The sequence below is a fragment of the Saccharospirillum sp. genome (genome assembly GCF_039982735.1).
In the GTDB taxonomy this organism is placed as follows: Bacteria; Pseudomonadota; Gammaproteobacteria; order Pseudomonadales; family Natronospirillaceae; genus Saccharospirillum.
In genome coordinates this window covers 66,101-89,515 of record NZ_JBDWXV010000012.1, presented here as the reverse complement: position 1 = coordinate 89,515, position 23,415 = coordinate 66,101, and the positions used below count along the sequence as shown (strand labels likewise).

Genomic DNA, 23,415 nt, shown 5'->3' with positions numbered 1-23,415 from the left:
ATTCGGCTTTGACACATATTTTTGCCATTACCAACCAGAAAGGCGGGGTCGGCAAGACCACCACCGCGACCAATCTGCCCGCCTCTCTGGTGGCGATGAAGCGCAAGGTGCTGGTCGTGGATCTGGACCCCCAGGGCAATGCCACCATGGGCAGTGGCATCAGCAAGAATGAAATCGACCTCAGCGTTTACGATGTGATCACCGGCAAAGCCGGCTGCGCCGAGGCGATTGTTACCACACCTGAAGCCGGTTACGACCTGCTGCCTGCCAACGGTGACCTAACCGCGGCTGAAGTGGAACTGATGTCGGTGAAAATGAAAGAGCACCGGCTGCAGTACGCCCTGGCTGAAGTGAAGCATCATTACGACTATATTTTTATCGACTGCCCGCCGTCGCTCAACATGCTGACGGTAAACGCCCTGGCCGCCGCCGAGCAGGTGTTGATCCCGATGCAGTGCGAATACTACGCCCTCGAAGGCCTGGCTGCGCTGATGGACACCATTCAAAGCATTCAGAAAGTAGTGAACCCGAAACTCGAAATCGGCGGCCTGCTGCGCACCATGTACGACCCGCGCAACAGCCTGACCAACGATGTCTCCGATCAGTTAAAAGACCATTTTGGCGACAAACTGTTTAGCTCGGTGATTCCGCGCAATGTGCGGCTGGCGGAAGCGCCCAGCTATGGCACCCCGGTGTTGCAGTACGACCGCTCCTCCAAGGGCGCGCTAGCGTACCTGGCGCTGGCCGGAGAACTGGTTCGCCGGGTCGAGGGCATCAAACCACCCGATACCGAACATTTAACAGGATCTGTGTAAATGGCAGCTAAGAAACGAGGCTTGGGACGTGGCCTGGACGCTCTGATCACGACCCGACGGGAAGTCGAGGCCATTGCCGATCAGCCGGTCTCCCATGTCAATGACGGCAGTTTGCGCCTGTTGCCGGTCGAGTGGATTCATCGGGGTACCTACCAGCCGCGGCGCGACATGTCGGCCGATGCACTGGAAGAGCTGGCCGCATCCATTCGCGCCCAGGGCGTTATGCAACCCATTGTGGTGCGCCCTCAGGGCCCCGAGTCCTTCGAACTCATTGCCGGTGAACGCCGCTGGCGCGCCTCCCAGATGGCCGGGCTGGATCAGATTCCAGCCGTGATCCGCGATGTCTCTGACGAAGACGCCATTGCCATGGCGCTGATCGAGAACATTCAGCGCGAAAACCTGAACCCGATGGAAGAAGCGCTGGCATTGCAGCGCCTGCAGAAGGAGTTCGATCTTACCCAGGCGGGTGTGGCCGAGGCCGTGGGCAAAAACCGGGTGACGGTGACCAACCTGCTGCGACTGATCAGTCTGGAAGCTGATGTGCGCCGTATGCTTGAACACGGTGACCTGGAAATGGGCCACGCCCGGGCGTTGCTGGGCGTGCAGGGTGAGCAGCAAATAGACGCAGCTCGCCAGGTGGTTGCCAAAGGTATGACGGTTCGTCAGACCGAGCAGCTGGTGCGCAACCTGGTAGAAGGCAAGAAGACAGGGCTGGACCGTTCGGAACACAAAGCCGACGCCAACATCCAGAATCTTGAAGAGATGCTGTCTCAGCGCCTCGGCGCCACCGTGTCGATCAAGCACGGTGCGCGTGGCAAGGGCTCGCTGGTGATCAAATACAACAGCCTGGATGAGCTCGACGGTATCCTGAACCACGTAAAGTAGGGCCTGACAGTGTTCAGTCGGGTCAAATTGCGTTCAAAAACAGCCATTTGCCCGATAATGCCCAAGTCGGAATGAGGGTGTGTTGCGTGTTGATGCGGCTAGCCGACTCCAATATACTCTGCCGAGTTTTGCCGAGCCTCCAATGGCCCGGTACCGCTCAAACCCGGATGATAAGCGGGGCAGGCCTTGGGAAAGGCGCCCAAACCGCCCGACCGTTCAGCCCTCTGCATACCGCTGAACGGGGAAAACAACAGGGCATACGACAATAACCGGGACAGTACAGTGGTGTTTCAACAAGCAAGGCCCAAACCGGTTCCCCGGCCCCCGGCCTGGCGGCTAGTGACGTTTCAGGCAATCGCTGCCCTGGTCATCGGCCTGGCAGTGGTGGTGGTGACTCCGGATGTCTGGTTTGAAGTGATCTGGGCCGGTGCCCTGTGTGTGGTGGCACAAAGTTATTTTACCTGGCGCAGCCTGCGGCACTTCGGCTCGCGTCACACAGCCCTGTTCGTGGTGGCGACGTCCCAGGGGTTGTTTGGCAAATGGATTATTCTGGCAGCAGGCTTGATACCGGTGTGGGTGACCCAGCCGGACCTGAATGCCATAACAATGTTGCTGATGGTGGTGATACTGAACACCCTGTCGGCAATGTTGGCACCGATTCTGGTTAAGTAACCGCTCTAACGGGCGGCCAATAGGGGTAAAGTGACATATGGCAAGTGAAGCAGGCAGTTATGCCAATGCGGGTGAGTACATCTCGCACCACCTGACCAACCTCACTTATGGGAAGTTGGAAGCGGGTGCGACGATGTGCGACGGCTCGACTCTGGAATCCACGCAGTGGGTACTGGGTGGCTGTTCCGCAGAGTTCAACCAAATGGGGTTCTGGGCGTTTCATGTAGACAGCATGGTATGGTCCATTCTCCTGGGTGCGATTTTTTTGTTTACGTTCTGGCGAGTGGGCAAGAAAGCCACTCAGGGCGTGCCTAAAGGCATGCAGAACTTTGTCGAGACCATCGTCGAGTTCATTGACAGCCAGGTGCGGGATACCTTTCACGGCAAGAACCCGTGGATTGCTCCGATCGCGTTAACCGTCTTCGTCTGGGTGTTCCTGTCGAATCTGATGGACATCGTGCCGGTCGATCTGATTCCTTACACGCTAGAACTTCTGGGCGTGAAGTATCAGAAGATCGTTCCCTCAACCGACCCGAACATCACCCTGGGCACGGCTGTGTTTGTATTCTTCCTGATGATCTACTATTCCTTCAAGGTGAAGGGCTTTGGCTTCATCAAGGAACTGTCGTTCACACCCTTTAATCACTGGATCTTTGTTCCGTTCAACCTCTTTCTGGAGCTGGTCGGACTGATCGCGAAGCCGTTCTCTCTCGGTCTTCGTCTGTTCGGTAACCTCTACGCAGCGGAAATGATCTTTATTCTGATCGCGCTGATGTTTGGTGCCGGCATCTTTTTCGCCGCCTTTGCTGGCGTGCTGCAGATGGCGTGGGCTATTTTCCACATCATGGTTATTCCGTTGCAGGCGTTCATCTTTATGGTATTGACCATCGTGTACCTGAGTCAGGCCCACGAAGACCACTAGGTCATCGGGTAGGCTCATTGGCTGCCCCGAATTTTGAAAAACGTTTTAACTTGAAAGCTCTAAACCTTAACGATAGAAAACTTAGGAGAAAAACATGGAACTGGTATTTGTTGCCGCTGCGATCATGATGGGTTTTGGTGCAATCGGTGCTGCTATTGGCATCGGCTTGCTGGGTGGTAAGTTGCTGGACTCTACAGCACGCCAGCCTGAACTGGGCCCCATGCTGCAAACCAAATTCTTCATCGTTGCCGGCCTGGTAGATGCGATCCCCATTATCGGTGTTGGTATCGCGATGTACCTGATCTTCGTAGTGGCTGGTTAATCAATCGGTCCTTTGGGTACTCTGATTAAACCAACCAAAACGAGGTGAAGGCGTGAATTTCAACGCAACGTTTATTGGACAAATCGTCGTCTTTGCCATTTTCGTCTGGTTCTGCGCCAAATTTGTATGGCCTCCGATTATGGATGCCATGCAGGCCCGCCAGAAGAAAATTGCCGAAGGGCTCGATTCCGCCGACCGTGCTGCCAAAGATCTTGAACTGGCGCAGCACGATGTGGCGAAAAAGCTGCAGGAAGCCAAGCAGGAAGCCGCTGCCATCCTCGAGCAAGCCAACAAGCGCGCTGCGCAGTTGGTTGATGAAGCGAAAGCTGAAGCTCGTGTGGAAGGTGAGCGCATTGTGGCTTCTGCCCAGTCCGAGGTTGATAAGGAAGTGAACGCCGCGCGGGAAGAACTGCGCAGCCGGATCTCCGAACTGACCCTGGCTGGAGCGGAACGCATTCTGGGCTCCGAAGTCGACGCGAAAAAACACAGCGAGTTGTTGGATAAGCTGGCAGCCGAGCTGTAAGGAGGGATCATGGCAGAATTAAGTACGCTGGCCCGTCCTTACGCCAAAGCCGCGTTCAACGCAGCTCTGGACAGTAAGCAACTGGATGCCTGGTCGACGCAATTGTCGACGCTGGCCGCTATCAGTCAGCATGAGACGGTTGAACGACTCATTGCCAATCCTGAGCTGTCCGCCGCTGACAAAGCCAAAACTTTGCAGCAACTCGCCGGCGATGCTCTGAACGAGGGCGGGTCTAACCTGGTCAGCGTTCTGGCTGAAAATCGTCGTCTTGCACTGCTGGCCGAGATCAGCGAACAGTTCGAAGTGCTGAAAGCGGAGCAGGAAAAAACCGCCGATGTTCTGGTGACCAGTGCATTTTCCTTGAGCGACAGCCAGCAAAAGACGCTGGCCGACAAACTGACCGCCAAGTTCAGCCGCCAGGTGCAGTTGACCGTCGAAATCGACGAGTCATTACTGGGCGGAGTGGTGATCAGGTCTGGTGACACGGTCATCGACGGGTCGGTCCGCGGCAAGTTGGCGAAACTCGCTGAAGCAATGAATTCCTAGTGAGGGAAAAAGAATGCAGCAACTGAATCCTTCAGAAATCAGTGACATCATCAAGGAGCGTATCGGCAAACTCGATACCAGCTCCAAGGCCCAGAACGAAGGCACTATCGTCAGCGTATCCGACGGTATCGTGCGTATTCATGGTCTGGCCGATGTCATGTCTGGTGAGATGATTGAGTTCCACAACGGGCTGTTTGGTATGGCCCTGAACCTGGAACAAGACTCTGTTGGTGCGATCGTGTTGGGTGACTACAAGGATCTGGCCGAAGGCCAGACCTGTAAGTGCACCGGTCGCATCCTGGAAGTTCCCATTGGTCCGGAATTGCTCGGTCGCGTCGTTGACGCCCTGGGTAACCCGATCGACGGCAAGGGCCCGGTGAAAACCACCCTGACAGATCCGCTGGAAAAGGTCGCGCCGGGCGTTATTGCCCGTCAGTCGGTCGACCAGCCGGTACAGACCGGTTATAAAGCCGTTGACGCCATGGTGCCGATTGGCCGTGGTCAGCGTGAGCTGATCATTGGTGACCGTCAGACCGGTAAAACCGCTCTGGCCGTCGATGCCATCATGGCTCAGAAAAACTCCGGCATTAAATGCGTCTACGTTGCCATTGGTCAGAAGCAATCGACCATTGCCAACGTGGTGCGCAAGCTGGAAGAGCATGGCGCCATGGAATACACCACCATTGTTGCCGCCTCGGCCTCAGAACCTGCGTCCATGCAGTTCCTGGCACCGTACGCCGGTTGCACCATGGGTGAATACTTCCGTGACCGCGGTGAAGACGCTCTGATCATTTACGATGACCTGTCCAAACAGGCCGTTGCCTATCGTCAGATCTCTCTGCTGCTGCGTCGTCCGCCGGGCCGTGAAGCCTTCCCGGGTGACGTTTTCTATTTGCACTCCCGTTTGCTGGAACGTTCCTCGCGCGTTAACGCCGAGTACGTTGAACAGTTCACCAAGGGTGAAGTGAAAGGCAAAACCGGTTCTCTGACCGCACTGCCTATCATTGAAACTCAGGGTGGTGACGTGTCTGCGTTCGTACCAACCAACGTGATCTCCATTACCGACGGTCAGATCTTCCTTGAGACCGACCTGTTCAACGCGGGTATTCGCCCTGCGATGAACGCCGGTATTTCGGTATCGCGTGTGGGTGGTTCAGCCCAGACCAAGATCATCAAGAAGCTGGCCGGTGGTATTCGTACCGCTCTGGCTCAGTACCGTGAACTGGCGGCATTCTCCCAGTTCGCGTCGGATCTTGACGAAGCGACCAAGGCTCAGTTGGAGCATGGTCAGCGCGTTACCGAGTTGATGAAGCAAGGCCAGTATGCACCCTTGTCGGTTGCAGAAATGGCTGTCTCAGTTTATGCCGCCAACGAAGGCCACCTGAAAGCTTTGGAAATCAAAGAAGTCGGGCGGTTTGAAGCGGCACTGCACTCCTACATGAACAGCGAACACGCGGATCTGATGAAACAGATCAACGATACCGGCAATTATAACGACGAGATTGCTGGTTCGCTGAAGGACGCTTTGGAAAAATTCAAAGCAACGCAGACCTGGTAATTCACCGGCTGTCTTCGGACAGCCGATTGAACTGAGGCATTGCTATGGCAGCCGGAAAAGAGATTCGCACGAAAATATCGGGCATTAAAAACACGCAGAAGATTACTTCCGCGATGGAAATGGTCGCTGCGAGTAAAAAGCGTAAAGCTCAGGACCGGATGGACGCCAGTAAGCCCTATGCTGACAAAATCCGGGCGGTGATCGGGCATTTGGCGAACGCCAACCCCGAATACCGTCATCCTTATCTGATGGAACGCGACGTCAAGCGGGTGGGTTACATTGTAATCTCAACCGATCGCGGACTGTGTGGCGGGTTGAACGCTAACCTGTTCAAGCAGGTCGCAAAAGACGTGGCCGACTGGAAGAACAAGGGCGCAACGGTGCAAGTATGTGCCATTGGCAGCAAGGGTACGGGTTACTTCAAATCACGCGGCTACGACGTTGTCGCGAGCATGACTCAGCTGGGCGACAAGCCCGCTGTGAGTGACCTGATTGGCGGTGTGAAAGTCATGTTGGATGACTTCAACGCCGGCAAGATTGACCGCTTGTTTGTGGTGTTTAACGAGTTTGTGAACACCATGGTGCAAAAGCCCGGAATTGAGCAGCTGTTGCCATTGAAGGCCGCTGAAGACGAGACGTCGCGCCGACATACCTGGGACTACATATACGAGCCAAACGCCGAAGCGCTGCTGGATCATCTGCTGGTTCGCTATGTCGAATCGGTGGTGTATCAGGGCGTGGTGGAAAATCTGGCTTGCGAACAGGCTTCGCGCATGATGGCGATGAAGAGCGCCACCGATAATGCCGGGGAGCTGATCGACAGTCTCAATATGGAATACAACAAGGCGCGTCAGGCAGCCATTACCCAAGAGATCGCCGAGATCGTGGGTGGCGCCTCAGCGGTTTCATAAAACGGTTTTGAGAGGATACAGAAGATGAGTAGCGGACGTATCACACAGATTATCGGTGCCGTCGTCGACGTGGAATTCCCGCGTGACAACGTACCGAAAGTTTACGACGCGTTGAAAGTCGCTGAAGTAAACCTGACCCTGGAAGTGCAGCAGCAGTTGGGCGATGGCGTTGTACGCACCATTGCCATGGGCAGCACCGAAGGCGTTAAGCGTGGACTGAGCGTAGAAAGCACCGGCACCGGTATTACCGTACCGGTGGGTGTTGCGACCCTGGGTCGTATCATGAACGTACTGGGCGAGCCTATCGACGAGCGCGGCGACATCGGTGCCGATGACCACATGGTCATTCACCGCGACGCCCCGACTTACGCCGAACAGGCCCAAAGCCAGGACTTGCTGGAAACCGGCATCAAGGTAATCGACCTGATCTGCCCGTTCGCCAAGGGCGGTAAAGTCGGTCTGTTCGGTGGTGCCGGTGTCGGCAAGACCGTTAACATGCTTGAGCTGATCAACAACATCGCGACCGAGCACAGTGGTTTGTCTGTGTTCGCCGGTGTGGGCGAGCGGACTCGTGAAGGTAACGACTTCTATCACGAAATGTCCGAAGCCGGTGTTATCAAGCTGGACAAACTGTCTGAATCGAAAGTGGCCATGGTTTACGGCCAGATGAACGAACCCCCCGGTAACCGTCTGCGGGTGGCACTGACCGGTCTGACCATGGCCGAGAAGTTCCGTGACGAAGGCCGTGACGTTCTGTTCTTCGTGGACAACATCTACCGTTACACCCTGGCCGGTACTGAAGTATCCGCCCTGCTGGGTCGTATGCCGTCTGCGGTAGGTTACCAGCCGACGCTGGCGGAAGAGATGGGTGTTCTGCAGGAACGTATTACCTCAACCAAGACCGGGTCTATTACCTCGGTTCAGGCGGTATACGTACCTGCGGATGACTTGACCGACCCGTCACCGGCCACAACCTTTGCTCACTTGGATGCAACGGTTGTATTGAGTCGTGACATTGCCGCACTGGGTATTTACCCGGCGGTTGACCCTCTGGGTTCAACCTCGCGTCAGCTCGACCCGCTGGTTATCGGTAACGAGCATTACGACTGTGCCCGTGGCGTTCAGGGTGTTCTGCAGAGCTATAAAGAGCTGAAGGACATCATCGCGATTCTGGGTATGGACGAATTGTCTGATGAAGACAAAATGATCGTAGCCCGTGCCCGTAAGATTGAGCGTTTCCTGTCTCAGCCGTTCCACGTTGCGGAAATCTTCACCGGCGCACCCGGCAAGTACGTGTCGCTGAAAGAGACCATCCGTGGCTTCCAGGGCATTCTGGACGGTGAGTACGATCAGGTTCCCGAGCAGGATTTCTACATGAAAGGCACCATCGATGAAGTGATGGAAGCCTACAATGCTCGAGCCAAAAAGGGCTGATCGCGCCGGAGGTTAACAATGGCTATGACAGTACACTGCGACATCGTCAGCGCGGAAGAGAACATCTTCTCGGGGCTGGTTGAAACCGTCGTCTGTGAGGGCGAAATGGGTGAACTGGGCGTCAAGCCCAGCCATGCGCCTTTGCTGACACGGCTGAACCCGGCACCGGTTCGGTTGATTCTGCAGAACGGGTCGGAAGAAGTGTTCTACGTATCCGGCGGCTTCCTTGAAGTCCAGCCGCACGTCGTGACCATTCTGGCCGATACCGCATTGCGCGGTGGTGACATTGACATGGCGGCGGCTGAAAAAGCCAAAGCCGATGCCGAGAAAGTCATCGCCAGCAAAATCGCCGAAGAAGAATTCGCCGTGGTGGCTGCTGATCTGGCGCGTGCGTCAGCCCAGTTGCGTACCCTGCGCGAACTGAAGCGACTGCGCGGCAAGAAATAACAGGCTTTTTGGCTTGTCTAAAAAGCGACCTTCGGGTCGCTTTTTTTATGGGCTCGGAGGTTGAGTTTTGGTCGGTGGCGCGGGTCCGCGTCGGGCGCCGGGTATGCCTCTGTGGGGTCGGCGTGAATCCGTCCATGGAGCCTAGACCGCAACATCCCTGTTGCGGACTACCCCACAGAGGCATACCCGGCACCCACTGCTCACATCGTGCCCACTCCGAAACCTTTTACTCACTACTAATAGCTCGTGGCTCTCAGCTTAAAGCTCTTAACTCGCAGCTCAAAGCTCTCAGCTCAGTAGACCTTGCCTCAACCCCCCAAAACCCCGACACTCCCACTCCATAATAAATTCCAACGATACGCGAATAACAATGACTTCACGCCAGCTCCTCATCGCTATTGGCTTCTCGGCGATGGCTAACTTTTTTTGGGCGACCAACGCCATCGTCGGCAAGATTGCCGTGGTGTCGCTACCGGCCTTTACGCTGTCCCAGTTTCGTTGGTGGCTGGCGTTTTTGCTGATCGCGCCTATTGGTATTCCGCACATCCGGCGCCAGTGGCCCTGGTATCGCACTCATTTCAAGACGTTGCTGTTACTGGCGTTGTTGAGTGTCACGTTGTACAACACGCTGCAGTACTGGGCGCTTAAATACACCCAACCGGTGAATGTGGGCGCCATGGCGGCTCTGATGCCGGTGATGATCTTTATGCTCAGTGCCTGGCTGGGCATAGGCCGTATGAGCGTTGCCCAGTGGCTCACCGCCACATTGGCTGTATTTGGTGCCTTTGTGGTGCTGACCGATGGTCAGATGGCGCTCAGTATCGGCGGCCAGTCACTGATCGGCGACGGTATCTTTTTCATCGGGTTGATCAGCTGGTCGTTCTATTCGGTGATGCTGAAGAAGCTGCCGGTCTGGGAAGTGAACAGCGTGGGCATGCTGACCTTTTTCATTGGCCTGGGCAGTTTGATGATCGTACCGTTCTGGCTGAGTGGGGCTTTGCGCGGCGAGATTCTGATACCACCGACTGACTTGTGGTGGACGGTGGCTTATGTGGCGGTGTTTCCGTCGCTGGTCGCGTTTTTTTCCTGGATCAAGGCGGTGGGGGCCAGTAATGCCAACATAGCCGGGCTGATGATGACCACGGCGCCGCTGTTCAATGCGTTGCTGACACTTGTGGTGCTGCGTGAGCCGGTATCGGCGGCCCAGTGGCTGGGCATTGTCTGCGTCATCGTGGGTGTTGCGTTGACCTTGCTGTTGACGCAACTGCGGCAAAAAGCCAAAGGAGTAGCAGAATGAACATTGCGATGAAACAGAGCTACTGGGCACTGGCGCTGATCTATCTGATTGCCATGCTGGGCTCGCCCTTTGCGTTCGAATGGGTGATCAAGGCGGCGCCGATCTGGTTGCTGGCCTTTGCTGTGTTGCGTACGCCGTCGGTGCCAGCGAAGCCATGGTTATTGGTGGCCATTCTGATCAGTTCGCTGGGCGATGTACTACTGGAGCTGAATCTCTTTGTGTTTGGGCTCGGTGCTTTTCTGATTGCCCAACTGACGTACGGTGTTTTGTTTGCCCGACGCTTTGCCTGGCGGCCGGACCGGTTTGCCTGGGTGGTGTTTCTGCTGGTGTGGGCTATGGCGGTGCTAGTCTGGTGCTGGCCAAATCTGGCCGCTCTTACGGTGCCGGTACTGGCGTACATGGTCGCTATCATGTTCATGGGCGTGGCGGCTTTGAACAGCCGTTTTGCGTTGTATCCGGCGTTTTTTGGGGCAGCGGTGTTTATTCTGTCGGACTCGTTGATCGCCATTGGCCTGTTTGCATCGCCCTTCGCTGGCCAGCCCTGGGCGGTGATGCTGACTTACTACTTGGCCCAGTTCTGCATTGTGCGGGCCTTGTTGCGGGATTGAGGTAAAGAGTTGCGGGATTGATGAACAGAACGCCAAGGTCGGCGTTCGGTTTTAAGTATTAGGCCTTCCAAAAGCAGAGGCACGGATCATCGGTTGCCTTTGGCCCCGGTGCGAGGTCAGACTGTCGCTTTAATAACAATAATACACGGCGACCGGTCGGCTATACTGCAGCCAGGTCAGCCAGTGGAGGTTCTGCGTGAATCTGATTCTCTATGCCATTCCCGGTTTTATGCTGTTGCTGTTGATCGAGCTGGTTGTCGACTGGCGAAAGAAAACCGGTTATTACCGCACCAACGATGCCATCGCCTCGCTCAGCACCGGTATGCTCAGCCAGACCATGGGCTTTGCCACCCGGCTGGTGAGCTTCCTGGCTTACGCCACGCTGTGGGCGGTACTACCTCACGGCGAATTGACCATGACGCCACTGCTTTGGGTGGTGGCCTTTGTGTTTTACGATTTCTGCTATTACTGGAGCCACCGCAGCCAGCACCAGATCAATGTGCTCTGGGGCATTCATGTGGTGCATCACCAGAGTGAGGAATTCAACCTTTCTACGGCCTTGCGCCAACCGTTCAATGGCTTTGTGATCGGCTCTATTTTCTATTTGCCCATGTTGTTTGCCGGCTTTCCTCCGGAGGTGATTGTCACTGTCGGTTCGCTGAATCTGATTTATCAATACTGGGTGCATACGCGCTTTATCGGCACGCTGGGCTGGTATGAGAAGGTGTTTGTGACGCCGATGAATCACCGCGTGCATCATGCCATTAACGACCCCTATATAGACCGTAATTTTGGCGGTGTGTTCATTCTCTGGGACCGCCTGTTCAGGACTTACCAGCCGGAGCTGGCAGACGAACCCTGCGCTTATGGCGTACGCAAGCCGCTGCACAGCTGGAATCCGTTTTTTGCCAACTGGCATGTCTGGGGGCAACTGATTCAGGATGCCTGGCACGCCCGTAGCTGGAAAGACAAACTGCGTATCTGGTGTATGCCTACCGGCTGGCGACCGGAGGACGTTAAAGAAAACCATCCACTGCCGCGTTGCCTGCCGGACACTCAACAGAAGTTCAATAACGCGCCGTCAGCCGTTACCAGTGCCGTTGTGGTCGCAATACACATTGTGTTGATGGGCTGGACTGTCTGGTTCCTGCTGTTCACCAATGACCTGACATTTGGCCTGGCGCTGGCCCATTTTGTTCCGCTGGGCGGAGGACTTTTTATCAATGGCCGGATTCTGGAGCAACGCAAATACGCTACTCGGCTTGCGGCCGCGTTTTGGCTGCTCTGTGCCACTTTGCCCTGGTGGGTGTCTGGCTGGCTGCTGCCTGGCGGGCAGGTCGCTGCGCTGTTTGTGGCGTTTGCCGCCACCACAGTTATGGCGGCGGCCTGGTCACGCCGTAAAGTCTGGGCTGAGAAGTCGGTGGATCCGCGCACGCTGGCTTGAATGCGGCTGGGTTTATGGCACCCGATCTGGCATTATTTGAGGTGATTCCCATTCTCAGGTCGGTCATTGTCGGCCGGCCTGTCTGCCAGAAAGGATTGGTATGAAACTCACCTCCGAAGCCGCTCTGCGGGACCATTATGGCCATCCGCATGACATGGTTCGTCAGAAAGTATTGACCGCCCTTGAAGTACACTCCCGTCAGTTCCTGTCTCTGTCGCCTTTTATGGTGATGTCGACCTCTAACGAGCAGGGTCAACTCGACAGTTCGCCGCGCGGTGGCGAACCCGGCTTTGTCAAAATACTCGATGACACCACCCTGCTGATCCCCGATGCCAAAGGCAACAACCGACTCGATTCACTGCGCAATATTGTGCTGAACCCCTCGGTCGGGTGCCTGTTTCTGGTGCCGGGAATTCACGAGACGCTGCGCATCAATGGCAAAGCCGAGATTCGCATCGACGACGCCAGCCTGGTGCAGTTTTCACATCTGAAGCAGACTCCGATCAGTGTTATTTGCGTGCACATCGAAGAAGTGTTCCTGCATTGCGCCCGGTCACTAACAACGGCGGAGCTGTGGGACCCGGCTGCTCAGGTAGAACGGTCGGTATTGCCGCCTCTGGGTAAGATGATTAGAGATCAGATTGAAGCTAAGAGCGCAGTTTAGAAATCCTGGTGCCATGTACGCGGCAAGCCCGGTTTTGGCAGAAGGCCACTGCGTGGGCGACAGGAAGAATCCGTGCTGGTGAAAAAAGCGATATGCCAGTGATCAGGATCAGCGGCTGGTTAGGTTTCCTGTTGCTCCTGAGGCTGGCCTGCTAGCTGATTACGCGCTCCTTTAACAGTTCTGTGAAAGGTTGCGGACGGTAGAAGAAATAGCCTTGCAGTTCGTCACAGCCCAGCTCCGCCAGCAATCTGACCTGGGCTTCGGTTTCTACTCCTTCGGCGACCACCGTCAGGTCGAGCGTGTGGCCCAGATCGATAATGGCTTCGACCAGGGCCAGGTGCCTGGACCCGTCTTCGAGGCGCTGAATAAAGCGCTGATCAATCTTGAGAACGTGTAACGGTAGCGCTTGCAGCATGCCCAGGTTGGAGTATCCGGTGCCGAAATCATCCATCGCAAAGCGAATGCCCATCGACGACAGCTCGGCCATGGCGGTCAGTGTCGTGTCGGATTCTTCGGTCAGTGAATGCTCGGTTATCTCGAATTCAACGCGGTGCGCAGGCACATTGGCCTGGTGTATTTCACTGGCGATGAACAGGCTGAGATTCCGCTCTTCCAGCTGCTTGGGTGAAAGGTTGATTGACACGACGACCTCATCGTCAAGCTGATCCAGGTGCTCGCTGAACTCTTCCAGGGCACGTCGGATAACCCAGTTGCCGATCTCGACAATCAAATGGCTGCCTTCGGCGATGGGAATGAATTCGCCAGGTGAAACCACGCCCAGTTCGTGGCTGTTCCAGCGCAACAGGACTTCCAGGCTGCGCCAGCGCTGATCGACCCGGTCGACCCGGGGTTGCAGCACCAGGTGAAATTCGTTGTTTTGCAGGGCATAGGGCAACAGGCGCAGAATGTCCTGGCGGCGATCGTTTTCAAGGTTCATCTGGTCGGAATAGAACTGGTAGCTGCCGCGGTCGATCTCTTTGGCCTTGCGCAGGGCGATCTCGGCTTTCTTGACCAGGCCCTCGTAGTCGATGTCGTCGGTCGGGCTGGTGGCGATGCCCAGCGTTGCGGTGATGCTGATGCGCACCTCGTCGATTTCAATGATCTCGGTGATGGATTTCAGCAGGGTATCAGCCACAAAGATGGAGTGGCTGGGGTCTTTCAGGTTTTGCAGGCAGATGGCGAAGGTATCGCCAGACAGGCGTGCGACGGTATCGCTGTTGCGAATGCAGTATTTGATGCGTTCGGTCAGTTGCTTCAGTACCTCATCGCCGACGGTGTGGCCGTAGTTGGTATTGATGGTTTTGAAATTGTCGAGGTCGAACAGCACCAGCGCCAGGTGGTTCTGGTTGCGTTGCGACAGCGAAATGCCCTGCTGCACCTGCTTGCCGAAGAAATTCCGGTTGGATGCACCGGTGAGTGAGTCGTAGTAGTTCAGCTTTTGCAGTTCGGCCTCGGTCGACTTGATCTCGGTGATGTCACGCAGCATCCCGGTCAGTTCCTGGTTGTCATTCAGTGCAATGGTTTGCTCCACCCAGAGCAGGGCGCTCGGCGTAATAATGCGGTGTTCAAAGCGGGCAAAGGGCTGGCTGCCATCCAGTACGCTCTGGGTATGCATGGTGAAGTAGGGCCGGTCGGGCTCGTAGATGTAGTTGATCATCGCCTCCCGGTTCAGTCTGGGCTGATCGGTGCCGAGTAATTCCATCAGGGGGGCCGAGAGCGCAAACTGATCGGCTGGCAACGAGGTCCAGGAACCCAGCCGGCCTAGCCGCTGTGCTTCCAGCAGCTTGCTTTCCTGAATTTTCAACTGCAGTCGCTCCTGTTCACGCTGACGCATGACGCGGTACTGCGAACCCAGCAGCAAGACGATGAATAGCCAGACCGCAAAGGCCGAGGCGCGGGTCATCCACAGCGTTTGGGTGGGGGTTACCCAGCCTGCCTGGGGCTCGGCCAGAACCGACCAGGACAGGCCGCCATGCTCAAACTGGGTGGATACCCGGTGACGACCCAGTGTGCCCTGGCTGAACAGTCGGGTTGTGTCATCACCTCGGCTGACCGACAAGCCTAATTTCAGGTTATCCACACCAGAAACAGCCCGCGCGATGACCTGATCCAGTGAGACCACGCCCGAAATGATCATGTGCGGTTGGCCGGAAATTGGCAGGCGGTAGACCAATGCAGTGTCGCCCTGTAACACGGTCAGGGGGCCAACGATTTTGGCCATCTGGGTTTCCATCACCTCGCGGATATCATCAACCTGGTCTGGCACCAGCGCCAGGTTGGTGCCGAGCAAGGCAAGATTTTGCGGCTCAGGGGGGTACACGTGGGTGATCACGAACTGGTTGGTGATGGTGGTGTTCAGCAAGCTGAAGGTCTGTGCCGGAATCAATTGCTGGAGCCATTGCCGGTAGCGTGCCTGGCTGACGTCGGGTTCTGTAGAGGCGAGCAAGCTCAGTGCATCCAGATACCCCCGATTGGCGATCAGGGCGGTTTCCAGTTGGCTGGAAAGGCGGCCAATCTGTTCCCGTACGACCTGCTGTTGCTCACTTCGGTCCCGTTCAATCACCAGCACTTCAAACCACTGGGTTACCGGCACGACGGTGACCGCTGCGAGAATGGCAAGGTGCATTGCGGTGAGGTTTTTTTGATAGTAAGCACCCACCAACAAAGTCGTGGCGGCAGTGGCTGCAAGGGCTGCATCGCCACCCGTTGAGCCTACGAAAAAGGTCGCCAGCAACAGCAACAACGCGGTGACCAGACTCACTACCAGCATGCAGTCTATCCTCGGCTTGGTTTGGGTTTTTTTCAGTATAGCCCTGATCAGAGGCTTGCTGATACTGCTTCAAAGCCCCTGGCCAGCGGAAATGATGACTCAGTTTGACGTCAAAGAGCGTCAGCGGGGTCATCGTCTTTGGCGAGCCACCGGTACAGTGTGCGACGAGTGACTCCCAGTATCGCTGCGGCCTGACGTTTGTTGCCCCCGGTGACCGACAATACCCGGTGAATATAGTCGCGCTGCACCGTCTCCAGGCTGGGCAACGCACCGGTGTCGGTCAGACCGGGTGCGACCTGTTGTGCCTGCAATTGCGACGGGGATTCCTGCTTGCCGGCCTCATAGTCGGCAATGCGGGCGGGCAGGTGATGCCGGTCTATCTGAGGCTGGTCACAAAAGGCAATGGCGCGCTCCACCGCGTTTTGCAGCTCGCGCACATTGCCCGGGTAAGGGTAGTGTTCGAGCGCCTGTTCCGCCTCCCGGGTAAACCCGGTGATGGCCGGTTCCTTGGTCTGAATGGCCGCTTTCAGGAAATGGCGGGCCAGCAGTAATGTATCCCCCCGGCGCTCACGTAAGGGCGGAATGGCCAGAGCAAAGGTTTCCAGCCGGTAGTAAAGGTCTTCCCGAAAGCGGCCGTCCTGAATGCAGTGCTCCAGGTCCTGATGCGTGGCAGCGATGATGCGCACGTTCACCGGCGTCTCGGTATCTTCACCCACGCGCCGTACGGTGCCTTCCTGCAATACTCGCAGCAGTTTGGCCTGCAATCCGAAGGGCATTTCCGCAATTTCATCCAGTAGCAGGGTGCCGCCCTCGGCTTGAATGAACAGCCCGGGGCGGGAACCACGGGCCCCGGTGAAGGCGCCGGCGGCGTGCCCGAAGAACTCGCTTTCAATCAATTCGGAGGGAATGCCGGCGCAATTGACGGCGATAAAGGGGCCCTCGGCGCGCTGGCTTTCGGCATGGATGGCCTTCGCCACCAGCTCCTTGCCGGTGCCGCTCTCACCCAGCACCAGCACGGGTCCGTCCGCGGGGCCAATTTGCTGTATCTGATGATACAGCGACTGCATGGCCCGGCTGCGGCCAATTAACCCCTGGAACTGGTCCGATGCCAGCAGGCGCCGGTATTGCTCCACCTCGGTCTTCATTTGCTGGAGCTGCAGCAATTTGCGAACCGTCAGAATCAGGTGGTCCATGGCAAAAGGTTTGGTAAGAAACTCATTGGCCCCGGCTTTCAGGGCTTCCACGGCCTGGTTAATGGTGCCGTAGGCGGTGATCATCAGAAAGCTGGGCTGGGTGTCGCCAGTGCGGCACTGCTTTAACATGTCCATACCGCTGCGGCCGGGTAAGCGCAGGTCGCTGATCACCAGGTGGGGTTTCAGTTCATGCAAGGTGGGCACGGCAGCCTCGGTCGACAGGCAGTGGTGCACCTGAAAGCCTTCGTCGCTCAGTTCATCCACCAGCAGGTCGGCCAAGTCCTGGTCATCCTCAACGATCAGAATGCGGGTCTGGTCACTCATGGGTTTGCGTCTCCTGTGAAAGATGCGGCAGAGGCAGACTCAGCTCTGCCCGAAAGCCACCTTGTTCCCCCTGGCAGAGGGTCAGGGTACCGTCGTGTTCAAGCGCCACATTGTTCACAATGGCCAGCCCCAATCCGGACCCCTGACCGGCCGGTTTGCTGGTGTAGAACGGTTCCAGCAAGGTTTCACTGGGGGCTGAGGCCCGTTCGTCGCCATCGTCCTCAACAACGAACCGGACCGTGTCGGCAGCCGCCGCGATAATGACCCGAACCTGGCTGTGTGCCGCCTGCATGGCGTTGCGCATCAGATTCACCAGCGCCAGTACCAGTCGGGATTCATTACCCACCAGAGAGGGCAGGTCGGGCGCAATCTCCCAGCGAATACCGTTCAGGTGCTCCGGCCATTCGGATGACAGATCGTGGCCTGCGGCCCGGGCGACCGATTCGGGGTTCAAGCGCACCTGAGCATGGCCGTCAGGGCGGCAGTAATCGAGCAGTTGGCGCACGATCCGGTTCAGCCGGCTGACCTGATGCTCAATCTTTTGCAATTGCTCATGGCCCCGGGGTTCGTCGCCGAGGTGGTTGCTCAGGCGTCTGGCCCGACCCGAGATGACGCTGAGTGGTGCACCCAGTTCATGTGCAATGCCGCTGGCAACCCGGCCAATTGCGGCCATTTTCTCCTGTGCCTGCATGCGCTTGTTCAGTTCCCGCTGGGATTGCTGATGTTCCCTGACCTCGCGCTCAGCCCGGTCGAGCCCGTCGAGCATGCGGTTCAGTGCCAGGCTGATGTCCGCCATTTCACGCGGTCCTGTCGCGGGTACCCGAATGGAGCGGTCGCCTTCCTCTATGCGGTTCATGGTGTAAACCAGGCGTTGCACATGGCGACCAATGCCGCGGTAGTGACCAAAGATGATGATCAGCACCATCAACCCGGCAGCGATGATCCAGGCACCCCAGGAGTAGAGGTTCACCATCCGGTTTGCCTGGTCGAAGTCGCTCTCCAGCCGGGTGATCTGGATCAGGCCGTTTATCTGCCTTCCAGCACCGTATAAAGGCAGGAATTGGCTGAACAGATCGCGTCCGTTGATGGTGCGCGACCGTTCCTGGGTATCGCCGGTTTCCACGACGATTTGGGCAACCTGGGAGTTGCGCAAGTTGGAATCGGCCGTACCGACTGACGCGATGCGGTTGCCGTCGATATCGAAAACAGTCGCGCCATAGACCCGGCCGATCGAGAAGACCGAGTTAAGGGCGTTCTGGATTTCGGCCTCCTCGCCATTGGCCAGGCTTTCACCAATCGGCAACCTGACGGCCCGGGCGACCAGCTCCAGATCCTGTTTGAGCCGTTCTTCCTGTGCCGGTGCAACGGCCAGATGCAGACTCAACTGCACCACCAGTGCCGACAGGACCAGCAGTGGCAAGACCACCCAGACCAGCATGGACAAATGTAAACTGCGTAATGGACCCTTAAGCACGGTTTGGCATCTCCGATTAACATTCTGTACTGAGCCAGCGTCAGTCGTCATCCCGTCGGGTGGCACATGTATCGAAAGTATACAGCATCTGCTATCCCGACCGAGGGCAGGGCGTGTTAACAAATACAATGCAGGAAGTGAACCAGCGTTCTTTGCGGCAGCAGAGGTATGTGTGGCGTATTCGGGGTGGGTGAAGACAGACGGGTCAGTATACTGCCCCGGCAGATCGTCAGAAACCCGGGTCTTTCATGGTGAAATCAACGCTTATGGCCGGAATCGGCATTCGATGTGTGACAAATGTATACACTCTGGATACCAGGTATCCATCTTTGGACGCCGTCATGCAGCCCAAACGACTGAGTGGTCGTAAACTGATGTCTGGGATAAATAAAAAATGGTTTATAAATCAATGGTTTATCGAGCTTTATGGAGCCTTAAAGCCCCCCTGGCATGATTCCCGCTATCACCAGGTCAACCGGCGAGAAGGGCGTCACTGACAAACTTAACCCGGCAAACACCCAAACGGTTTTTACATCAGGCAAGTAAAGTAAGGAGAGTCGATATGAGTCACCTAAAATGGTTGGTAACCGGTCTGACACTGGTCGTTGCCGCTGCACTGTCTCCTGCAATGGCTGAAGATGGTGCTGCCAATGTGGATGACGCTCAACTGGAACAGTTTGCCGCTGCTCTGACCGATGTGCGGGATCTGGGCAACGAGTATTCCGAGCAGATCGCCTCTGCAGAGTCCCAGGAAGAAGCTCGGGAGCTGCAACAGGAAGCTCAGGTTGAAATGGTCGCCGCCGTTGAAGATACCGGCATGACCGTTGCCGAATACAACCAGATTGCCGAGCAGATGAGCCAGAGCCCCGAGTTGATGGAGCGTGTTCAGACGATGCTGCAGTAATCGTCTCGTCTGAGACGCGACAGCACTGAGACAAGGCCCGCCTGAGTGCGGGCTTTTTTTATGCGTAGCCTCTGGGGTCTACACCCCTCCATGTCGCGGGCACACCCCAACACCGAGGCCCGTGCCCAGCGTCACCATCATGGCCGGTTTTGAAAACCGAAACGCCAGCGCCGCTGCGGTGCTGTCGTGCTCCAGTAAGGCCAGCCCTGAGAAACCGGCGCCTGGTAACCACTGCTGGTGCAGCGTGGTCGCCAGGTGCTCACAATCCTCGATAAGCCGGTGGTAAACGCCGGAGCGATAATCGTGCGGGTGGCCGTGGTCGAGATAGCAGGCCAGGCTAATGGCCACTGGCAAGCGTCCGTCGAGATGCTCGCGGGTGTCCTTCAGTACCGCCCGAAAGGCATCGGCTCTGAATAGGCCCTGATCGTCCAGCCAGTGGTCTACCGTCAGCTCTGGCAGCGGAACAATGCGGTTGCCATGATGGTAGGCCAGCCCGCGTTTGATGCCGGTAGCGCCAAAATCCATCACCACCAGCGGCTCAGCCGATCCATAGTGCTGAGCCAGCCCAACCAGACCGGTTTGCCCGGCCCAGGGTGACACCAGCACGTTCAACGGCGCCAGCGCGTTTTCCAGCAGGTGCGCCAGTTGCTGGCCAAACTCACCACTGGTCAGCCCACCTGCCAGCACCAGGGTTTCGCAGCTTTGCCAGTAGTGCGCGTACCGGCGTTGAAAATCGGACCCATCTGCCCAGGCCTGACCGGTATGGGCGGTTTGAATCACCCGGATCAGGCGTGTGGCAAAGGTCTGCAGAATAGCCTGGTCGGCCCCGGCTTCGCCGCTGAACGTCGTCAGGAACTGGCGAACCGAGCGTTCGTCACCCGGGTTGTGTTCGTGAATCAGCGACAGCAATGCCGGCGTCGAAACCCAGTACCGCGCGGGGCGGGGTTTATCCTGCCCGGTCATGACGACTGGCATGCGATTCAGCGAGGCCTCCGGCGTCAGTGCCAGCGGTGAGTCATGTGCATTCATAGGGGCGGGTCAGCGATTAACATCCCGCCACCTTAGTTCGCGATGGGCGACTTGAACAGGCGAATCGTGTCAGAATAGTGCTGACGAATGAATAAAACGAGATCCGGCCCAAGCCGGGTGAGGGTGGTTATGGCTACATTGCTTCATCAGATCACAATCGACGCACCGGCCAGCCGAATCTGGGAAATGCTGACAACCCGCCTCGGTCTGCAAGCCTGGTGGGATGGCACCGTCAGTATTGCCGGCGGCGATTGCTGGCGACTGAGCTCGGATGATCTGGACAGTCCGGTAACGCTCAAAGTAGTTGAGGAAGAGCCCGATAAAACCCTGGAATGGCTGTGCGTGCAAGGCGACCCGGACTGGGAAAATACCCTGGTGCTGTGGACCCTGGAAAAGGCCGAGCGCGGCTTCACCATTCGGCTGGAACATCGCGACTGGCGTCTGAACGAGGCAGATCTCGCAGCCGAGAATACTCGGTGGGGCGAACGCCTGATGAAACTGCGCCTGCAGTGCCATCACAACGATGACTTGCCGGTCAACGACGATGATTTGAGTGTCTGGACGTGATTCCACCGGCCATCATCGAATGCAATCCGCATTTTTGCGTGCTCGACAAACCCGCTGGCTGGACAGTCCAGGAATCCGAAGACAGCTGGGGGCTATTGCGCTGGGCGCGTGCCCAGCTCGGCGGCGACGTCTTCCCGGTTCACCGGCTCGATAAACCGACCACCGGCCTGGTGCTGATGGCGCGTAACCCCGCCGCCAACCGCGCATTGAGCATGCAGTTTCAATACCGTCAGATTCGAAAACAGTACCTTGCCATCAGCGATCATAAGCCCAGTAAAAAACAGGGTACCGTCATTGGCGATATGGTGCGCAGCCGTCGCGGCCAGTGGATGCTGGCACGCACCCGGGAACACCCGGCTATCACCCGTTTTACGTCGGTTTCCCTAGCCCCCGGTATTCGTGGCTATACCTTGCTACCCCAAACTGGCAAGACGCATCAGCTGCGTGTGGCAATGAAAAGCCTGTCGTGTCCAATCATCGGCGATAAACGCTATGGCGGCAGCGAGGCCGAGCGTCTGTATCTGCATGCCCACCGTCTGGCATTCGACTGGCAAGACCGGCATTACGCCTTCGAAGCCATTCCGCAGGGGCACTGGTTTGAGCGTTGGCGCGCGTTGGGTTTGCCCGGGATGTCGGCCACCCGGGAAGCCAGCGCTTGCGCTGATCAATAAGCAAGGAGAACCGGATGCTGTGGTGGCAATTGCCGGAAGTCTGGATCAGCCTGTCCCTGTCTTGCACTCTGGGAGGGTTGGTCGTGGGCGGCTTTGCCGTTCGCACGCGCCGTCAGTTGGAGGCCGCACTGGCAGACGCCGAGGTTAAACACCAGCAAACGCTGTTTGACCTGTCACGCCACACCTCGGAGTCACAACGACTGGAAGCCCGGCTCGACGACATGCAAACTCAGAACGATCGCTTGTTGGCGCAGTTGCGCCAGCGCGAAACTCGCCTGGCCGGGCTCGAATCCCAACACCAGGCCGAGCAAAAACACCACCGCGAACAAGTGGCACTGCTGACCGATACCCGCGATGCCCTGAAAGCCGAATTCAGCCAACTGGCCAACGAGATTTTTGAAGCCAAGGGCAAGCGTTTCAGTGAACAAAACCAGACCAGCCTCAACGCCTTGCTGACCCCGTTCCGCGAACAGGTGCAGGAATTCCGCAAGCGCATCGACGACATTCACACCCAGGATACCCGGGGCCACACGGAGCTGATGAGCCAGCTGACCCAGCTCAAAGATCTGAATACCCAACTGAACCAGCAGGCCGATGACCTGACCCGCGCGCTCAAGGGAGATAAGAAGCTGCAGGGCAACTGGGGTGAAATGCAGGCTGAGAAAATTCTGGAAAGCGCCGGCCTGCAACGCGGCCGTGAATACGACCGGGAAGCCAACTTCAAAGACGACAACGGCCAGAACAAACGGCCGGATTTTCTGGTCAACCTGCCCGATGGCAAGCACCTGATCATCGACAGCAAAGTCTCGCTGAACGATTACCAGCAGTACGTGGCCGCCGATACTGAACTGGAACGCGAGCTGGCCCTGAAACGGCATGTCGCAGCGGTGCGCCAGCACATTCGTAGCTTGAGCGATAAAAACTACCCGCATCTGAACGGTTTGAACTCACCGGATTTCGTGCTGATGTTCATGCCCATTGAGCCTGCCTTTGTCGCGGCCTTCCAATCCGATCCTGCGCTGTTTAACGATGGCTTCAAACAAAATATTGTTGTAGTAACGCCCACCACCCTATTGGCCACACTGCGCACGGTGGCCAACCTGTGGACGCTGGAACGCCAGAATGTGAACGCCAAGCAACTGTTCGACCAGGCCGGCAAGGTGTACGACAAATTGCGCACCTTTGCGATGCACATGGAAAAGCTCGGCAGCCAGATCAACACCGCCAGCAACACCTACGACACCGCCTGGAAAACACTGCGCGACGGTCGCGGGTCACTGGTGCGTCAGGTTGAAATACTCGAAGAACTGGGCGCCACCGTGCGCCAGAAACTGCCGGACAGTGTGGCCACCGAATTGTCGGCAGAACATCGGGCCGATGGCGCCCGGGCCTCATCAACCGAAGGCGATTGATCCGCATCACTATCGAAGCGCCC

Annotated in this window: 23 protein-coding genes; 19 read left to right on the top strand and 4 right to left on the bottom strand. The window is 57.0% G+C overall.

All coding sequences use genetic code 11. The annotated features are described in order from the left end of the window. The first annotated feature begins 8 nt into the window (after positions 1-8). From ABJT94_RS12565 to ABJT94_RS12495, 15 genes are all read left to right on the top strand, one after another. Positions 9-815: a ParA family protein gene (locus ABJT94_RS12565; protein ID WP_348476230.1), complete on the top strand. Its 807-nt coding sequence runs from the start codon at positions 9-11 to the stop codon at positions 813-815. Then, a complete protein-coding gene (locus ABJT94_RS12560; protein WP_348476229.1) occupies positions 816-1,700 on the top strand; it encodes a ParB/RepB/Spo0J family partition protein in 885 nt (294 codons plus the stop codon). It abuts the gene before it with no gap. A gap of 339 nt (positions 1,701-2,039) precedes the next feature. Then, positions 2,040-2,372 (top strand): hypothetical protein, encoded by a 333-nt coding sequence (locus tag ABJT94_RS12555; RefSeq protein ID WP_348476228.1) that lies wholly within the window; start codon positions 2,040-2,042, stop codon positions 2,370-2,372. Positions 2,373-2,409: 37 nt separating this feature from the next. Next, positions 2,410-3,294 (top strand): F0F1 ATP synthase subunit A, encoded by an 885-nt coding sequence (gene atpB, locus ABJT94_RS12550; RefSeq protein ID WP_348476226.1) that lies wholly within the window; start codon positions 2,410-2,412, stop codon positions 3,292-3,294. A 94-nt stretch (positions 3,295-3,388) separates the two neighbouring features. Further along, positions 3,389-3,616: a F0F1 ATP synthase subunit C gene (atpE, locus tag ABJT94_RS12545; RefSeq protein ID WP_028671026.1), complete on the top strand. Its 228-nt coding sequence runs from the start codon at positions 3,389-3,391 to the stop codon at positions 3,614-3,616. A gap of 52 nt (positions 3,617-3,668) precedes the next feature. Further along, on the top strand, positions 3,669-4,139 hold the full coding sequence (locus ABJT94_RS12540; protein WP_348476224.1) for a F0F1 ATP synthase subunit B: 471 nt from the start codon (positions 3,669-3,671) through the stop codon (positions 4,137-4,139). Between the two features lie 9 nt (positions 4,140-4,148). Then, positions 4,149-4,685 carry a F0F1 ATP synthase subunit delta gene (locus ABJT94_RS12535; protein ID WP_127558449.1) on the top strand — a complete coding sequence of 179 codons (537 nt, stop codon included), beginning with the start codon at positions 4,149-4,151 and terminating at the stop codon, positions 4,683-4,685. A gap of 13 nt (positions 4,686-4,698) precedes the next feature. Then, on the top strand, positions 4,699-6,243 hold the full coding sequence (gene atpA / locus ABJT94_RS12530; protein ID WP_348476223.1) for a F0F1 ATP synthase subunit alpha: 1,545 nt from the start codon (positions 4,699-4,701) through the stop codon (positions 6,241-6,243). A gap of 44 nt (positions 6,244-6,287) precedes the next feature. Next, the gene (gene atpG / locus ABJT94_RS12525; protein WP_348476222.1) at positions 6,288-7,154 is read left to right on the top strand and encodes a F0F1 ATP synthase subunit gamma; all 867 of its coding nucleotides are present in this window, start codon (positions 6,288-6,290) and stop codon (positions 7,152-7,154) included. A 24-nt stretch (positions 7,155-7,178) separates the two neighbouring features. Beyond that, positions 7,179-8,588 carry a F0F1 ATP synthase subunit beta gene (gene atpD / locus ABJT94_RS12520; RefSeq protein WP_348476220.1) on the top strand — a complete coding sequence of 470 codons (1,410 nt, stop codon included), beginning with the start codon at positions 7,179-7,181 and terminating at the stop codon, positions 8,586-8,588. A gap of 18 nt (positions 8,589-8,606) precedes the next feature. Beyond that, complete coding sequence (locus ABJT94_RS12515) at positions 8,607-9,035, top strand: F0F1 ATP synthase subunit epsilon (protein ID WP_127558441.1); 429 nt, start codon at positions 8,607-8,609, stop codon at positions 9,033-9,035. Positions 9,036-9,405: 370 nt separating this feature from the next. Beyond that, positions 9,406-10,332, top strand: a complete 927-nt coding sequence (locus tag ABJT94_RS12510; protein WP_348476219.1) for a DMT family transporter — start codon at positions 9,406-9,408, stop codon at positions 10,330-10,332. Continuing rightward, positions 10,329-10,940 (top strand): lysoplasmalogenase, encoded by a 612-nt coding sequence (locus tag ABJT94_RS12505; protein WP_348476217.1) that lies wholly within the window; start codon positions 10,329-10,331, stop codon positions 10,938-10,940. Before ABJT94_RS12510 ends, ABJT94_RS12505 begins: the two co-directional genes overlap by 4 nt. A 196-nt stretch (positions 10,941-11,136) precedes the next feature. After that, on the top strand, positions 11,137-12,384 hold the full coding sequence (locus tag ABJT94_RS12500) for a sterol desaturase family protein (protein ID WP_348476216.1): 1,248 nt from the start codon (positions 11,137-11,139) through the stop codon (positions 12,382-12,384). Positions 12,385-12,484: 100 nt separating this feature from the next. Further along, a complete protein-coding gene (locus tag ABJT94_RS12495; RefSeq protein ID WP_348476215.1) occupies positions 12,485-13,048 on the top strand; it encodes an MSMEG_1061 family FMN-dependent PPOX-type flavoprotein in 564 nt (187 codons plus the stop codon). A 151-nt stretch (positions 13,049-13,199) separates the two neighbouring features. Here ABJT94_RS12495 and ABJT94_RS12490 read toward each other — a convergent pair whose 3' ends face one another. From ABJT94_RS12490 to ABJT94_RS12480, 3 genes are all read right to left on the bottom strand, one after another. Next, entirely contained in the window at positions 13,200-15,818 is a 2,619-nt protein-coding gene (locus tag ABJT94_RS12490) for an EAL domain-containing protein (protein WP_348476213.1), read from the bottom strand. A 110-nt stretch (positions 15,819-15,928) separates the two neighbouring features. After that, positions 15,929-17,335, bottom strand: a complete 1,407-nt coding sequence (locus ABJT94_RS12485; protein WP_348476212.1) for a sigma-54 dependent transcriptional regulator — start codon at positions 17,333-17,335, stop codon at positions 15,929-15,931. Beyond that, on the bottom strand, positions 17,328-18,809 hold the full coding sequence (locus ABJT94_RS12480; protein WP_348476210.1) for a HAMP domain-containing sensor histidine kinase: 1,482 nt from the start codon (positions 18,807-18,809) through the stop codon (positions 17,328-17,330). The genes ABJT94_RS12485 and ABJT94_RS12480 overlap by 8 nt, the downstream gene beginning before the upstream one ends. A 562-nt stretch (positions 18,810-19,371) precedes the next feature. Here ABJT94_RS12480 and ABJT94_RS12475 point away from each other — a divergent pair. Further along, entirely contained in the window at positions 19,372-19,713 is a 342-nt protein-coding gene (locus tag ABJT94_RS12475; protein ID WP_348476209.1) for a DUF4168 domain-containing protein, read from the top strand. A gap of 78 nt (positions 19,714-19,791) precedes the next feature. On the opposite strand, the gene ABJT94_RS12470 is transcribed toward ABJT94_RS12475, so the two are convergent. Next, entirely contained in the window at positions 19,792-20,742 is a 951-nt protein-coding gene (locus ABJT94_RS12470) for a hypothetical protein (RefSeq protein WP_348476208.1), read from the bottom strand. A 129-nt stretch (positions 20,743-20,871) separates the two neighbouring features. On the opposite strand from ABJT94_RS12470, the gene ABJT94_RS12465 reads away from it, so the two are divergent. The 3 genes from ABJT94_RS12465 to rmuC are packed head-to-tail and all read left to right on the top strand — an operon-like array spanning position 20,872 to position 23,392. Next, positions 20,872-21,309, top strand: coding sequence for an SRPBCC domain-containing protein (locus tag ABJT94_RS12465; RefSeq protein ID WP_348476206.1), 438 nt, complete (start codon positions 20,872-20,874; stop codon positions 21,307-21,309). Then, positions 21,306-21,980, top strand: a complete 675-nt coding sequence (locus ABJT94_RS12460; protein ID WP_348476205.1) for a pseudouridine synthase — start codon at positions 21,306-21,308, stop codon at positions 21,978-21,980. The genes ABJT94_RS12465 and ABJT94_RS12460 overlap by 4 nt, the downstream gene beginning before the upstream one ends. 14 nt (positions 21,981-21,994) lie before the next feature. After that, positions 21,995-23,392: a DNA recombination protein RmuC gene (gene rmuC / locus ABJT94_RS12455; RefSeq protein WP_348476204.1), complete on the top strand. Its 1,398-nt coding sequence runs from the start codon at positions 21,995-21,997 to the stop codon at positions 23,390-23,392. The last annotated feature ends 23 nt before the right edge of the window (positions 23,393-23,415 follow it).